This is a genomic window from Thalassolituus sp., assembly GCF_034111725.1.
Taxonomy (GTDB): Bacteria; Pseudomonadota; Gammaproteobacteria; order Pseudomonadales; family Oceanobacteraceae; genus Thalassolituus.
The window spans coordinates 82,141-97,332 of record NZ_JAWUWR010000012.1 but is presented as its reverse complement, the minus strand read 5'-3'; the positions used below and the strand labels follow the sequence as shown (position 1 = coordinate 97,332).

General features: G+C 46.9%; 11 protein-coding genes and 1 pseudogene. 8 read left to right on the top strand and 4 right to left on the bottom strand.

Annotated elements, in window-relative coordinates; translation table 11 throughout:
• The 7 genes and pseudogenes from UXZ23_RS02350 to fdxA all read left to right on the top strand — a co-directional run.
• A pseudogene (locus UXZ23_RS02350) lies at window positions 1–961 on the top strand (hypothetical protein); the annotation flags it as partial.
• Between the two features lie 2 nt (window positions 962–963).
• Window positions 964–1,257: a hypothetical protein gene (locus UXZ23_RS02345; protein WP_320819049.1), complete on the top strand. Its 294-nt coding sequence runs from the start codon at window positions 964–966 to the stop codon at window positions 1,255–1,257.
• Between the two features lie 336 nt (window positions 1,258–1,593).
• Window positions 1,594–2,184 (top strand): polymorphic toxin type 46 domain-containing protein, encoded by a 591-nt coding sequence (locus tag UXZ23_RS02340; RefSeq protein ID WP_320819048.1) that lies wholly within the window; start codon window positions 1,594–1,596, stop codon window positions 2,182–2,184.
• 2 nt (window positions 2,185–2,186) lie between these two features.
• Window positions 2,187–2,456, top strand: coding sequence for an immunity protein Tsi6 family protein (locus UXZ23_RS02335; RefSeq protein ID WP_320819047.1), 270 nt, complete (start codon window positions 2,187–2,189; stop codon window positions 2,454–2,456).
• A gap of 542 nt (window positions 2,457–2,998) precedes the next feature.
• The gene (locus UXZ23_RS02330; protein WP_320819046.1) at window positions 2,999–3,274 is read left to right on the top strand and encodes a hypothetical protein; all 276 of its coding nucleotides are present in this window, start codon (window positions 2,999–3,001) and stop codon (window positions 3,272–3,274) included.
• Window positions 3,275–3,466: 192 nt separating this feature from the next.
• Window positions 3,467–6,043 carry a DNA mismatch repair protein MutS gene (gene mutS, locus UXZ23_RS02325; RefSeq protein WP_320819045.1) on the top strand — a complete coding sequence of 859 codons (2,577 nt, stop codon included), beginning with the start codon at window positions 3,467–3,469 and terminating at the stop codon, window positions 6,041–6,043.
• Between the two features lie 178 nt (window positions 6,044–6,221).
• On the top strand, window positions 6,222–6,545 hold the full coding sequence (gene fdxA, locus UXZ23_RS02320) for a ferredoxin FdxA (RefSeq protein WP_320819044.1): 324 nt from the start codon (window positions 6,222–6,224) through the stop codon (window positions 6,543–6,545).
• A gap of 92 nt (window positions 6,546–6,637) precedes the next feature.
• On the opposite strand, the gene moeA is transcribed toward fdxA, so the two are convergent.
• From moeA to ettA, 4 genes are all read right to left on the bottom strand, one after another.
• The gene (gene moeA / locus UXZ23_RS02315; RefSeq protein ID WP_320819043.1) at window positions 6,638–7,885 is read right to left on the bottom strand and encodes a molybdopterin molybdotransferase MoeA; all 1,248 of its coding nucleotides are present in this window, start codon (window positions 7,883–7,885) and stop codon (window positions 6,638–6,640) included.
• Window positions 7,882–8,553: a fumarylacetoacetate hydrolase family protein gene (locus UXZ23_RS02310; RefSeq protein ID WP_320819042.1), complete on the bottom strand. Its 672-nt coding sequence runs from the start codon at window positions 8,551–8,553 to the stop codon at window positions 7,882–7,884. The genes moeA and UXZ23_RS02310 overlap by 4 nt, the downstream gene beginning before the upstream one ends.
• Before the next feature lie 100 nt (window positions 8,554–8,653).
• Complete coding sequence (locus UXZ23_RS02305; RefSeq protein WP_015488237.1) at window positions 8,654–9,013, bottom strand: PilZ domain-containing protein; 360 nt, start codon at window positions 9,011–9,013, stop codon at window positions 8,654–8,656.
• Between the two features lie 162 nt (window positions 9,014–9,175).
• Complete coding sequence (ettA, locus tag UXZ23_RS02300; RefSeq protein WP_320819041.1) at window positions 9,176–10,837, bottom strand: energy-dependent translational throttle protein EttA; 1,662 nt, start codon at window positions 10,835–10,837, stop codon at window positions 9,176–9,178.
• A 149-nt stretch (window positions 10,838–10,986) separates the two neighbouring features.
• Here ettA and UXZ23_RS02295 point away from each other — a divergent pair, with 149 nt between their 5' ends.
• Window positions 10,987–15,168, top strand: a complete 4,182-nt coding sequence (locus UXZ23_RS02295; protein WP_320819040.1) for an EAL domain-containing protein — start codon at window positions 10,987–10,989, stop codon at window positions 15,166–15,168.
• Window positions 15,169–15,192: the final 24 nt, after the last annotated feature.

The following is a 15,192-nucleotide window of genomic DNA, read 5'->3' as shown; positions in this document are numbered from 1 at the left end:
TGGCTTCGACCCCACACAAATTACCGAACAACAAATTGACGAAGCCATGGCGATGGCCAACTTGGTGATCGAAGACCCAAGCCTGCGCGACATGCTCTATCAATTTGTAAAAGACTACGCCGAAGCCCAACACGCCATTGAAATCACTAATGTCGCAGGCACCGCCGCCTTTGAATTAATACTCACCATCATAGTGGCCGCCGTTACAGGTGGTGTTGGAGCTGTGGCCGCCATAGGCAGCAAAGCGCACCTAATTAAGAAATTCCAAAAGGTTGGGGATTTACTCAGCGACTTCGCCAAAGCCACGCGTAAACTGAAGCTACAAGGCAAAAAACGCAAAGCTAAAGGTAAGACCGCTAAATATACGGATTTGGATGCCGATCAAGTTCATGATAAAAAGACTGATCCTCATGGGGCTGAGGATGGGAAGCCATCCGACAAAAAAGATGATGGTCATGATGAAAAGAAAATACATAAAACATTAAAACCAACCCCTGAAGAAATTGAGCTAGCTAAATCGAAAGGTACGACACCTCAGCACATCGAAGCTAGAGAAAAGGTTTCACGATATTTTCTAGAAAATAACAATTTCAACGATAACCAAATAAGTGATGCAATCGGCGATTATCGTATTGGAGCAAAGGGAGGAGTTGATATGACCAAACCCTTAGAAATAGTTAACTTCCCACCTCCCGACACCATGTACCAGCATGTAAGATCGCATGGCAACCCAGGGAATTGGTTTGACCCAATAGGAGGACAAACTCCCGACTCACTCGGAATTAGTGGAGAGGGAAGACACGCAGCAGCCTTCAATGTACCACCAGGATCAGGCTTAAAATCAACTTCAAGACCTATTCTCGACAAATGGACGAATAAGAATAATCCTGTTCAAACAGAAGGTGGCGGCATTCAACTATTAGTAAATGACATAATAAAATCTGGTTCACAAGGTATCTAATTTTGGAAAAATTTAAATTCAATAATTTGGAAAAATCTGCAAGAGATGCCATAAATGAAATGGACTCTCTTTCAAAAAAACACGGGCATAACAACTGGATGGATTCAGTCAAATCTCAATTAGAATTCATAGAAAAAAATGCTATTAAAATGAAAAATCCTGTAAAAATGCTGAAGCCAGACGAAGAGTTCACATATGGAATAATTTCATCTAGGGAGCTTTCATCACCTGATGAAATGGTACTTAAAGAAAAATTGAATAATGTAACTAACAATCTTCGGGAACTATGGAACTAACACGTCTTAATTCAGAAAATTTATGACGCTATTCTCGCTGAATACATCGGACGATTTAGCAAAAGATAATTCTTATCAATTATTGGAGTTTTTTCATGAGTAACAACATAGTTATAAGAAGTATTTGACAGAATCCAAAGAAGCCCCGACCAATTTCGCAATCAAAAAAATCAAAAGATCTAAGTCACCGCAGATGCCATAGGCAGCAAAGCGCACCTAATTAAGAAATTCCAAAAAGTTGGAGACTTATTAAGCGACGTCGCCAAAGCCACACGCAAGTTAAAACTTGAAGGCAAGAAACGCAAAGCTAAAGGTAATAGCGCCAAGTTTTCTGACATGGAAGCCGATCAGGTACAGGCGAAGAAAACCGATGCGCATGGGGCTGAGGATGGAAAGGTATCGGACAAAAACGATGATAGCCACGATGATAAAAATAAACATAAGACACTAAAACCAACTCCTGAAGAAGTTGAGCTAGCGAAATCGAAAGGTTCAACCCCTGAGCATATTGCTGCCAGAGATAAAGTAGCTAGACATTATTTAGAAAACAATGGCTTTACGGAGGGACAAATCGATAACGCATTGGGAAGTGCTTCCGATGGAGTTATTGGTGGTGTCGACTTGGCGCAACCTCTTGAGGTAGTCTCTTTTCCTCCGCCGGACACAATGACTCAGTATGTCAAATCTCACGGCCATCCCGGAAACTGGTTCGATCCTTTAAGCAATCAATCCCCCGATTCTTTAGGTCTTAATAGTGACACTAGATCATTAAAAGCATTTAAAGTTCCGGAGGGTACAGGACTACAAAGTTATGCAAAGCCAGTGCTCGATGACTGGACCGTTCCCGCCAATCCAGTTAAAACATCCGGAGGAGGGGTTCAATTGTTAGTCAATAATTCAGTCAAAAACTCCACTATAGGTCTATAAGTATGAAAGATAAAATAGTCGACATGATCGACGAGGTATTACCAGAAATACAACTAAAAGAGAAAACATCTGAAGACTCTAACATTTACGCTTCTATAGCAAGACAGCTCGAATTTTTAAAAAACTGCTACGAAAATGGATTGGATTACCGAGTAGAGTTGAATGGCAAAACGTTAAACTTTGGCATAGTAGCATCTCGAAACTTTGCCGGACCAGAAGAAGAGTTAGAAGAGAAAATTAGCAAAATCAATTCATACATAATTCATAACTAGATAATAAATACGCTTCCAAAGCAAAGATTGAGACTACCACGTAAGAAAACATCTCCTCTAAAGCATTAGTCAAGAATGGAACCAAAGACTTCTGTTTTGATAGCTGAAGACCATTCAATAGATAGTGAAACTATATTTTTACTATGACTAGGCGATTTATAGTTTCAATACAACCATAACTACCGCAGGACCACCCACTACGTCGAGCAAGGTATCCATCCGATAACCAAACTACTTTTAGGATTTAGATATTCGTGCGAGAGCCACGCGACGAGGAGGTCAAATTAATAGAATTGCGAGGTGATGGTATCTACAGATGTGAACTAGAAAACCGCCAGTAGGAGCGATTCAACGAACGTTTTTTGTTCGTAATCGCGAAAGCTGTGATGGTATCAATAACGTAAATCGGCACTGCTCGCTTCGCTTCCCTGAGTACCTCCTACACATTCCTAAGTAGTTATTTCAGCGTATACATACTTAACTGCGCTGGGCTTTCTCGCAATATGAGTGCTGCTTTGGCTATTTTTTCAAGAGCAAGGATCATGCTCAAACTTCTTACTGCAACGCGTAAGCACCCATTTCTGCCGTGGTTAGATAACCCACAAGCCGTATTTATGGATCTACCGGGCTCACAACTGGTATTTAATGTACCGGCTGGCAACGAATGTGAAAGACGATATAGACCGCTAGCAACACCATTAATTAGCCAGTTCGATATTCACAACAAACGTGGCTACGAACTCACCCACGAAGGTTTCAGTACAGCGTGCCTGTTTCAATGGGGCTTGGACTACTTCTCCACGCCCCAACCACTGTGAACAAGTCATACAGCGATTGATGCAGGAGCGGCTTGATGTTGTAGGAGCGTTAACCATTACTTTACTGACCAGCTAGCCACACCAGATTTCTGTATCAGCCCCCTTTCCAGTACAATCTCGCTCCAGTTTGTACATCCATTAGCACGATCCAGTTAACCACGCCCGTAATCGAATCAGAAGGACACGCACGACATGAGTCAGGCCAGCGCCCATACCCCGATGATGCAGCAATACCTCAAGATCAAGGGGGAGTTTCCAGATACGATTCTGTTCTATCGTATGGGCGATTTTTATGAGCTGTTCTTCGATGATGCTAAGCGGGCAGCGCAGTTGCTGGATATCACGTTAACCGCGCGTGGTCAGAGTGGTGGCAAGCCAATTCCGATGGCGGGTGTGCCTTATCATGCGGCGGATAACTACATTGCTAAGCTGGTGCGCCAAGGTGTGTCGGTGGCGATTGCCGAGCAAATCGGTGACCCTGCCGCCAGTAAAGGGCCGGTTGAGCGCAAAGTGGTGCGTATTCTTACGCCCGGTACGCTGACCGACGAAGCCTTTCTGGATGAGCGCCAAGATAACTTATTAGTAGCGCTATGTTCATCCAAGCAACGCCACGGCTTGGCGGTGCTGGAAATCAGCAGTGGTCGTTTTACTGTGATGGAAGTCGATGGCGAAGCGTCGCTATTAGCCGAAATTGAGCGCTTACGCCCTGCCGAGTTATTGCTGGCCGAAGATCAAGATATTGCGGATGAGATAAGTGAACGCGCGGGCAGTAAAATGCTTGCGCCGTGGCATTTCGAAAGCGATACCGCGCTGCGTTTATTAACCGAACAATTAAAAACTCGCGATTTACGCGGCTTTGGCTGTGAAGGTATGACTGTGGCGATTCGTGCTGCCGGTGCCTTGTTGCATTACGCCCAAGATACCCAGCGCAATAGCTTGCCGCATATCCGTTCGATTGCGGTTGAGCAAGCCAGCGATGCCATTATTATCGACCCTGCTAGTCGACGTAATTTAGAAATCGATATTAATCAAAAAGGCGATTCGCTTTATACCCTCGCGTGGGTAATGGATAAAACCGCAACAGCGATGGGTAGCCGTTTATTGCGTCGTTGGTTAAATCGTCCGTTACGTGATCGTGCGCAACTACGGCAGCGCCAAGGCTTAATTGCCCAATGTTTGCAACATTATGCATGGGAGGATTTACACAAAGCCTTACGCCAAGTAGGCGACGTTGAACGTATTTTATCGCGTGTGGCACTGGGTTCTGCCCGCCCACGTGATCTCGCGCGTTTGCGCGATGCGTTCACCGTGATTCCAGAAATTCGCCAGCATTTAAGTGGCCTAGATGGCGAGCTAGCGGCTGGTATTGCTGAACGTGCGCCGGAATTTCCGCAATGGGTTGAGCGTTTAACTAAAGCGATTATTGAAAACCCACCCGTCATTATTCGTGATGGCGGTGTTATTGCCGAAGGCTACGACAGTGAACTCGATGAACTGCGTTCACTGAGCGAAAACGCGGGCGATTATCTGGTTAAATTAGAGCAAGAAGAATTAGCGCGCACGGGCTTAAGTACGTTAAAAGTCGGCTATAACCGTGTGCATGGTTATTACATCGAAATCAGTAAATCCCAAGCAGAAAAAGCACCAGTCGAATATATACGCCGACAAACATTAAAAAATGCCGAACGATTTATTACTCCAGAATTAAAAGCATTTGAAGATAAAGCACTCAGTGCCAAGAGCCGTTCGCTAAGTCGTGAAAAGTTTTTATACGAAGAATTATTAACCGCACTGGCCGAGGATTTAATTCCACTGCAAGTATGCGCTGCAGCGCTATCTGAGCTTGATGTTTTGGTGTGTTTTGCCGAGCGTGCCGATAGCCTGCGTTTAACTCAACCAGAGTTGGTCGACGAAAGCCGCTTGGAAATTATCCAAGGTCGTCATCCGGTGGTGGAAAGCTTAATTACCGATCCGTTTGTTGCCAACAATACGTCGCTGACGAATGATCGACGCATGCAGATCATTACCGGCCCGAACATGGGCGGTAAATCGACCTACATGCGGCAAGTCGCGGTCATTACTTTGCTGGCTCATGTCGGCAGTTATGTACCCGCAGAATCGTGCCGACTGGGGCCGATTGATCGCATCTTTACCCGTATGGGTTCGGCGGATGATGTCGCCGGTGGTCGTTCGACCTTTATGGTGGAAATGACCGAAACGGCCAATATTTTACACAATGCCACGCGCGACAGTTTGGTATTGATGGATGAAGTCGGTCGCGGCACCAGCACCTTTGATGGCTTGTCGCTGGCATGGGCCGCTGCCGCGCATTTAGCCGACAAGACAGAAGCTTTTACCTTGTTCGCGACCCACTACTTCGAGATGACTGCCCTGCCCGAGCACCACCCAACCGCCGTTAACGTGCATCTTAAAGCCACCGAACATGACGAGCGTATTATCTTTATGCACTCCGTCGAAGATGGTCCTGCGAGTCAGAGCTATGGCCTGCAAGTTGCCCAATTGGCGGGCGTTCCGGCCACTGTGATCCAACAAGCGCGGGCGCAATTGCAACTTCTTGAACAAGGCAGCCACGAGCTAGCGGCACCGGTTAAAACCACCAGCAAAACAGCAAAAGTGTTGCCACTGCAAAACGATTTATTTGCGGCCGCACCCTCGATTGTGGAGGAGAAATTAGCGGGCATTAGCCCCGATGATTTATCACCTCGGCAGGCGCTTGAACTGCTCTATCAATTGAAAGGGCTGCTCTAATTCGGTAAAACCGATAAGACATTCTCGGATTATGGCGATAGATAACCGTTCAAATCCGAGGATTGACCTTGCTCCCAAGCCACTAGCTACCTAGAATAGCGGGCTTAATTATAGGTGAATATAAAATCGCCAACTGCCGACACCGTTTCGGCCTGCGCCGTAGATTAGGAGAGAACGCATGACCTTCGTTGTGGTTGATAACTGTGTGAAGTGTAAATACACCGACTGTGTTGAAGTATGCCCAGTTGATTGTTTCTATGAAGGCCCGAACTTTCTAGTTATTCACCCAGACGAGTGCATTGATTGCGCCCTGTGTGAACCTGAGTGCCCAGCAGAAGCTATCTTCTCGGAAGATGAAGTACCAACCGGTCAAGAAAAGTACATTGAATTGAACGCTGAGTTGGCAGAAATCTGGCCAAACATCACGGAACAGAAAGATCCTATGCCAGACGCGGCAGAATGGGACGGCGTTCCTGATAAGATGGAACACATCATTCGTTAATATTGTTATTAACGAAGCCTGCAAAAAAGCGCCTAACTCAGGCGCTTTTTTGTTTTCTGCGATAGCTAAGTCAGCTACGAAACATAAGCAGGTTAAGCCAGCCACTGATCAAACAGCTCAACCGTGACGCTTTCACCCGCACTCACCCGTCCGCGCTCTTGTTCCAACACGATATAGCAGTTCGCTTGGCTCATAGAACTGAGTACACCCGACCCTTGTGCCCCAGTCGTCGCTACCACCAACTGCCCTTCTTCATTTGGCTTGGCGATGGCGCGCTGATAATCTGCTCGACCGGGCGATTTACGTAAATCGATTAGCGTAGTTGCATTAAAACGCAGTGGCTTCGCTAATGTTTCACCCGCCATCGTGCGCAGCAAAGGTAAAGCAAGCTGATGCAAAGTGACTAAGGCCGATACTGGATTACCCGGCAAGCCAATAAACCAACTGGAGGGTAAGCGTCCAAACGCAAACGGCTTGCCCGGTTTAATCGCTAACTTCCAAAAATTTAATTGCCCCAGTTCTTCCAGCACAGTGCGAGTTAAATCCGCTTCGCCTACAGACACGCCACCGGAAGTAATCACCACATCGGCTTGTTCATCCGCTTGGGTAAACGCCTTACGTAACGCGGTTAAATCATCCGCCACGGCTGGCATAGTAATCAGTTCAACCCCTAAGCGCTGCAACATGGGTGTCAGGGTAAATGAATTACTTTCGTAAATATTACCCGGCAGCAATGGTGTCCCGGGTGTTTGCAATTCGTCGCCAGTGGTCACCAGCGCAACACGCAAGCGACGGACTACAGCCACAGTGGCGACGCCAATGCTGGCCAGTAAACCGCAGTCGGCCACGCGCAAGCGGCGACCCGCGGGTAAAATAATGGCGTGCTGGCGAATGTCTTCACCTGTGCGACGAATATTCATGCCTTCGTTCAATGCCACACCCGCAGCAAATACTACGGAATCGCCGGTACGTTGCGCATCTTCTTGCATCACTACTGCGCTTGCACCTTGCGGTACTGGCGCACCCGTCATAATACGCACGGCTTTACCCTGCGCGAGCTCCTCGGTATACGGATGACCTGCTAAAACCGTCGCAACAATCTCTATCGGCTGCGTCACATCACTAAGGTGATGCAGCGCGTATCCATCCATCGCGGAGTTGTCGTGTGGCGGTACATTGATAGGGCTAATGACATCGGCCGCTAATACTCGACCATGCGCTTCACTTAATGGAATAACCTCCGTTTCGGTCAGAACTGAAATGGTTTCTAACAAATATTGCAGCGCATCTTCAATCGGGGTTAAACCGGGTTTATTGCAATGATCTTGTGTTTGCTTCATGCAGGATCACGCCCTTTAACGTGGGTATTCACCACCAGCCAATCTTGCAGATGCGCTTCAAGTTCATCACCGACCTCTAAAGGGCCAACACCTGCTGGGGTGCCGGTCATGATGACGTCGCCGGGGTTTAAGGTGAAGTGACGAGACATGCGTGCGATCAGCGCAATAATTGGGAACAACATAGCACTGCTATTGCCCTCCTGCTGTACTTTGCCATTGCGGATCAAACGGATTTCGATATCAGCCCAGTCTTCGACTTTGTCGGCAGCGATAAAATCACTTAGCGGACAAGCGCCATCAAATGACTTAGCAATTTCCCACGGTAAGCTCTTGGCTTTTAACCCGTCTTGTACATCACGCAGCGTTAAGTCTAAGCCGATGCCTACGCCAGCAAGACTGGCTAGAACTGTTTCTTCACTCGCATTGCTGAGTGTTTCACCGATCAATACGGCAATTTCAAGTTCATGGTGCACCGACCCCATGCCTTGCGGCACTGCGAATACAGGACCTAAAGCACACGCTGCATCAGCGGGCTTAATAAATAAAATGGGCTCAGCAGGTACGGGAATATTTAGCTCCGCAGCATGAGCGGCGTAGTTGCGTCCAACGCAGACAATTTTGCCGACGGGGGATGGATAGATATGCTGCTCAAGTCGCGGCTGAAACATAGGAGATTCCTACTGTTAAGGAGAGCTTCACTATATCGTTCGAGCATGACAGGCGCTAGACAGTCTTATGACTCTGTCTGTAGTTTTTGCCGCCTCACAACTATTCTGGTGTACGGATTAACTCTGAGAGTTCGCGATTAGCATGAGATGGGATTTCAAGGTTTTCTTCCAATAACCGACGTAAAGCGGTGAGGTTATCAATATCCATCGAGTCACAGGCACAACCGACAACATCATCATCAAGATGAACAAGAAAACAGTTCATAATAATATTTTCGCCATCAGCCAAACCCAATGTCACTTTGAGTGGTTGCTCTAAGCGCCATGTCACGTGCTCAGGCAAGACCAATAAGATGCCGCGCAAACTAACATCGAGGCAATAGGTCTCTAAAATTTTGCCTTCGCTTTCCACTTGTACACGCTGGAAGAAATGAACGCGTTTAAACTGGCGTTGTTCCATGATGATTTCCTGTAGAGTCTGTATACAGGTTTAGCTGTTTTAACGCAGATCGCAACTGCTAAGAGACGACTCAATAAGACATTCGTCACACTGCATTATAAAAATAGCGGAAACTGCCGAGTTTTACCTCGGCAATATTTCCGTCTAGGCCAATCGACTGAATTAAGCGAGACGCTTGTATTTCATTCGTTTCGGCTGAGCATCGTTACCCATGCGCTTTTTACGATCTTCTTCATACTCAGTGTAGTTACCTTCAAAGAAGGTCACTTGCGAGTCGCCTTCGTAGGCCATGATATGAGTAGCAATACGATCCAAGAACCAGCGATCATGCGACACCACCATTACCGCACCGGGGAATGCCAACACGGCTTCTTCTAAGGCTCGTAAGGTTTCAACGTCCAAGTCGTTAGACGGTTCATCGAGCAGAAGCACGTTAGCCCCTTGCTTTAAGGTGTAAGCCAACTGCAAACGTCCGCGCTCACCACCGGATAAATCACCAACACGTTTCTGTTGATCACCACCCTTAAAGTTAAAGCGACCAATATACGAACGACTTGGGTATTCTTTGCCGTTGATATTGAGCATGTCGTTGCCGTCTGAAATCGCTTCCCATACAGTTTTCTTGTCGTCTAGCTCATCGCGCAACTGCTCGACAAAGGCCATCTTCACGGTTGAACCTAACACCACTTCACCAGAATCAGGCTGTTCACGGCCAGCAATCATGCGGAATAACGTCGATTTACCCGCACCGTTACCACCGACGATACCGACAATTGCGCCAGCAGGTACGGTAAAGCTCAAGTTATCAATCAGCACGCGGTCACCATACGACTTAGTGACATTGTGGAATTCGATAACCTTGTCGCCCAAACGCGGGCCTGGTGGAATATAAATTTCGTTGGTTTCGTTACGCGTTTGGAATTCGCGCGATGATAACTCTTCAAATGCAGCCAAACGCGCTTTGCTCTTACTTTGACGGCCTTTCGCACCCTGACGAACCCACTCCAATTCGTGCTTAACAGCACGAGCGTGAGCATCTTCTTGTTTCTTCTCGGTCTCTAAGCGTTTTTCTTTTTGCTCAAGCCAATTGGTGTAGTTGCCTTCGTAAGGAATGCCGTGACCACGGTCGAGTTCCAGAATCCACTCAGCACAGTTATCCAAGAAATAACGGTCGTGGGTAATCGCCACCACAGTACCCGGGTATTCATCAAGGAAGCGTTCCAGCCAACCCACAGACTCGGCATCCAAATGGTTCGTTGGTTCGTCCAGCAACAGCATGTCTGGTTTCGACATCAATAAGCGACATAAAGCAACGCGACGACGCTCACCACCAGAGAGTTTAGTGACATCCGCATCCCATGGTGGAAGACGCAAAGCATCAGCGGCAATTTCCATCTGACGGTCGATATCATGCCCATCCGATGATTCAATAATGGCTTCTAAACGCCCCTGCTTTTTAGCGAGTGCATCAAAATCGGCATCGGGTTCTGCGTAGGCCGCATAAACTGCGTCCAATTCAGCACGAGCATTCATTAGCTCACTTAGGCCGTCTTCTACGTTACCCTTTACATCTTTGTTAGGATCAAGTTCCGGCTCTTGCGGAAGGTAGCCAATGTTTAGCTCGGGTTGTGGCCTAGCTTCGCCTATGAAATCCTGATCAATACCAGCCATAATGCGCAGCAGACTTGATTTGCCCGAGCCATTTAAGCCGAGCACGCCGATTTTAGCGCCAGGGAAAAAAGATAATGAGATATCACGTAAAATCTGTCGCTTGGGCGGTACAATTTTGCCAAGACGATTCATTGTAAAAACATATTGAGCCATAGCTTAGGTCCTCGAATCGATTTGCTGGCAAAGCTACTGAAAAGGCTCGCGCTTGGCAATCGCTAAAACGTAGGATGGGTCAGCAAGCACTACGAAATCTAAGACTTGTGTCTATAATGAAGGATCGGATAACAGCCAGATAGGTAACCATGCTTTCTAGTATTAATGATGCAACTGAGAATGGACGAGGCCTCAGTAACTCAACAGGCGTAAACTTACCCCTGTTTATTCTTAGTTTTATCTTTTTAGCAGTGGTTCTCGGCTTTAATGCATTTCAGCAGTGGCAAGAGGATGAGCGCCGCTTCGTCGAAGACGTTCACCGCACACTCGACAACTATGCCATGCAAGCCGGACTGCTTACCCGAGCAGGCCTGCATGCCAACAATACTCTGGCGCGCAGTTACAGTGAATTCCTCGAACAATGTATAAATTCCCCCGAGACTGTCGATGAAGAGGAACTTTGGGGGCATATCAGTGCCGCCATATTCAACGCGACCGGCTTCTTTTTAACTTCCTCAGCGGGCGATCTGCTTTATCAGTATGGCCAACTGATGGGCGATAACGAGATTCAAGATCTCAATAATCATCTGCAAAGAGCAGATTATAAAGCCACTGTTTTTTCACTGCGATATGGCCACATGGGTGGCTATTACATAGCGACACCATTTAAAACGGCCGGCGGCGAATACATTCTGGTTAGCCGCCGCTCATACAGCAACCTCTCGGATATTATTTATAACGGACGTTTTCCTGGGTTCGAAATGCTCTTGATTGAGCGGGATAGCTACAAAGTGTCTATTCGTGAGAAATATTTCGCCAGCACCGGCAACCAACCGCAATTAAGCGCCGACGAACAAACCAATATTATTTATTCCACCCCTGTACCAACGACTGGTTGGAATGTTGCTGCACTGCCCGTTCAAGGGTATGAATCTCAGCAGTTGTGGGCGCGACTGCGTAATCCTCTGATATTTCTTATTGTCTTTGGCTTGATCTTAGTTGGCTTGTGGCATTTTTTGCGCCATCAAGAACGTCAGGTTACCCACTTACGTGCACAGCGCAGCCACATAGAACGACGCGCAGACAAAGCATTAAAATCAATTGATGAAGCGCTAATTTCCACCGATGTTTTAGGTACCATCAATTACGTTAACCCCAAAGCAGTCGATATGCTGGGTTACCAAAGTCGTGACGATATTATTGGACGACAACTGAGCGATTTATGGTCTGACCAACAGGCGCTGTGGAATCGCGGATTGGATATTGAAGAACTTAACTCGCTACAAGATAGTGGCCGCCAACTTAATCTCATACAAAAAGGTAAAGCTCGAATTTTAGAGCAGAGCTATCACCCACTGTATGAGTACAACAAAATTACCGGCATTGTCTGGCTACTGCGTGACGTTACTGAAGCCGTTAAAGCCAAAAGTGCACTTGAAGAAAGCCGTACACGCTACAAGGCGCTCTTTGAAGAGGCGGGTGTTGCACACTGTTTATTGGGCTTAAAAGATTTCAATAATGATGTCGCCAATATAGATGTCATTGCCGTCAACGATGCTGCACTGCAGTTGGCAGACGCCAGCGATAAACTCGAACTAGAAAAGCACTACGCTAACCATCCAGACGATTTCAAACCCTTAGTTGCGGCACTGCAGCACGCGCGCGATTTAAAGCTATCGAATACTGAATTCGAGATGACACTGCATACAATGAGCGGTGAACTGCGTCATATATGGGCCAATCTTAGCTTACGTTCTGGTGCCGATGGTCAGGCGCTAATGACATTAGTGAATGTGACTGACCGCAAGAATGCGACAGAGCAAATTCGTGAACGCGAGAGCTTTTGGGCACACGTCATGGATTCAATGCCGGACTTAGTTTATGTAGTCGATCTTGATGACAACATGCGCCAACATGTCGCCTTCAAAAATCGCGCTATATCCGAGATTCTGGGCTATCCCGACACGCCAGAGTTTACCGAGCGCAACTGGATATCGTTTGCCGACCCAGATGAGGTACCTCAGCTACATAAAGCCCTCATGCATATACATCGCATGCAACCCGGCACTACCCGTGAAGGCACGGCCCGTTTTTTACATGCAAACGGCAGTATACGTATTCTTAAATTCCGTGACTCCCCCTTTGATACCAACGAAAGTGGCGAAATTGTGCGGTATGTCGGCACCATTCGTGACGTCACAGAAGACGTTGAGAAACAAGAACAGATCGTTGAAAGTGAACGCCGCTACCGACTGCTTGCCGAAAATATGAAAGATATTGTTTGGGCAACCGATGCCGAGCTTAACTTTAATTTTGTGAGTACTTCGGTAACCCGCGTACTCGGCTATCAACCCGATGAATTATTACGTGAAGGTGTCAGCGCTATCTTTACCAAAGCAGATATTCGCTCGCTTTTTAAAACTATGCGCCACCATGTGCAGCTCGCGATTCGAAATCCCGTAGGAACTCAACGCCTTAATTCCATGATTCGTCAGGATATGATCGCCACTAGTAAAACTGGTAACGAGATCAAGCTAGAACTGCAAGCCAGCCTACTGTGGAACGAAAACGGCGAATTACAAGGAATGCTTGGTATTTGTCGCGATGTCACCGAATCACGGCAAATAGAGCAAGAACTGCAGCTAGCCGCCGAAGTATTTGAAAACAGCAACGAAGCCATCTTAATTACCGATCGCCAGTTGCGAATCGCCAATACCAATAAATCATTCACTCACATTACCGGTTATAGCCAACAAGAAGTCATTGGCCAAACACCAGACTTCTTGATTTCATCAGAACGCCATAACACGGATTTCTTCGAACAAATCGGTGAGTCTTTAGTTGTGGATGGCTACTGGCAAGGTGAAATTTTCTACAAACGAGTAAATAACGATATCCGCACGGGTTGGGCCGGAGTGAGTGCCATTCGCGATCATAACCACGAAGTGCAAAGTCTGATTATCATTATGTCGGACATCACCGAGCGTAAGGTGATCGAGGAGCGCATTCATCGTCTCGCCTACTTCGACCCACTCACCGGACTACCCAATCGCAGCCAAATGCATGAACGTTTAGAGAGCATGCTTACGAGTGCTCGCGAAAACGAAGGCAGTGTTGCATTGCTGTTTATCGACCTTGACCGCTTCAAGCCGATTAACGATTCGATGGGGCACCCAGCCGGTGATCAGGTTCTGAAACAAGTCGCTTTGCGCCTCAGCAACTGCGTGAAAAAACAAGATATGGTCTGTCGCATGGGCGGCGATGAATTCACCATCGCTGTGGGCGAACAAGCAAACAATGAAGCCGCAGCAGATACTGCCGTGCGTATTGGCGAGCGTATTTTACATGCGCTTAATCGCCCATTCTTGCTCGGCCAGCGCGAAGTATTCATCAGTGCCAGCGTTGGTATTGGTATCTATCCTAACGACGGCGGCAGTGTTATTGAGTTATTGAAGAACGCCGATATGGCGATGTACCACGCCAAAGATATGGGCCGCAATAACGTTCAGTTCTTTAATGCTTCGATGAATAAAAAAGCAGTACAGCTATTAGAACTTGAAAACGATCTGCGCCATGTACTCGCGCGCCAAGAACTCGAGCTGTATTTCCAACCACAATACGAGGCAGCTACCGCGTCTCCTGTTGGCGTTGAAGCCTTATTGCGCTGGAATCATCCATCAAAAGGCATGATCGCACCGGGTGTGTTTATTCCTATTATTGAAGATACCGGTTTAATCGTACCGATTGGTCAATGGGTATTGGAGCAAGCTTGTTTACAGTTCGCCGAATGGAAAGAAAAATACAATATCGCTCTTGATCGTATCGCAGTTAACGTATCGGCACGTCAATTTAAGCAAGACAATTTCCTCGATGTGGTAAAAGACGCCATCTTTAAATCTGGCCTGCATCCACGCCAACTCGAGCTAGAACTAACAGAAAGTATCTTGATGGACGATGTCGCTCACACCTTAGAAACGCTCAATGGTTTGCGCCGTTTAGGGGTTAAAACCGCCATCGACGACTTTGGCACCGGTTATTCATCACTTAACTATTTAAAGCAGTTCCCCGTCGACACCCTAAAAATCGACCGTTCATTTATCCAAAATTTACCGACCAATACGGATGATGCCCAGATAACCCGTACGATCATAGCTATGGGTCATAACCTTGGCATGGGCATTATTGCCGAAGGCGTTGAAACTGCAGAGCAACTCGAGTTTTTGGTAAAAGCAAAGTGCGAAGAAGTACAAGGATTCCTATTTAGCAAACCTATTCCTGAACAGGAATTACTCGAAATGTTCGAAATTGAAGTAGATCAATCAGCAACTTGAAGATAGATCATAATCATTGTGATC

Bases quoted from the DNA above. Each gene is read 5' to 3' on its own strand.
- UXZ23_RS02340 (WP_320819048.1), top strand. From the start codon at position 1,594: ATGGAAGCCGATCAGGTACAGGCGAAGAAAACCGATGCGCATGGGGCT.
- UXZ23_RS02335 (WP_320819047.1), top strand. From the start codon at position 2,187: ATGAAAGATAAAATAGTCGACATGATCGACGAGGTATTACCAGAAATA.
- UXZ23_RS02330 (WP_320819046.1), top strand. From the start codon at position 2,999: ATGCTCAAACTTCTTACTGCAACGCGTAAGCACCCATTTCTGCCGTGG.
- mutS (WP_320819045.1), top strand. From the start codon at position 3,467: ATGAGTCAGGCCAGCGCCCATACCCCGATGATGCAGCAATACCTCAAG.
- fdxA (WP_320819044.1), top strand. From the start codon at position 6,222: ATGACCTTCGTTGTGGTTGATAACTGTGTGAAGTGTAAATACACCGAC.
- moeA (WP_320819043.1), bottom strand. From the start codon at position 7,885: ATGAAGCAAACACAAGATCATTGCAATAAACCCGGTTTAACCCCGATT.
- UXZ23_RS02310 (WP_320819042.1), bottom strand. From the start codon at position 8,553: ATGTTTCAGCCGCGACTTGAGCAGCATATCTATCCATCCCCCGTCGGC.
- UXZ23_RS02305 (WP_015488237.1), bottom strand. From the start codon at position 9,013: ATGGAACAACGCCAGTTTAAACGCGTTCATTTCTTCCAGCGTGTACAA.
- ettA (WP_320819041.1), bottom strand. From the start codon at position 10,837: ATGGCTCAATATGTTTTTACAATGAATCGTCTTGGCAAAATTGTACCG.
- UXZ23_RS02295 (WP_320819040.1), top strand. From the start codon at position 10,987: ATGCTTTCTAGTATTAATGATGCAACTGAGAATGGACGAGGCCTCAGT.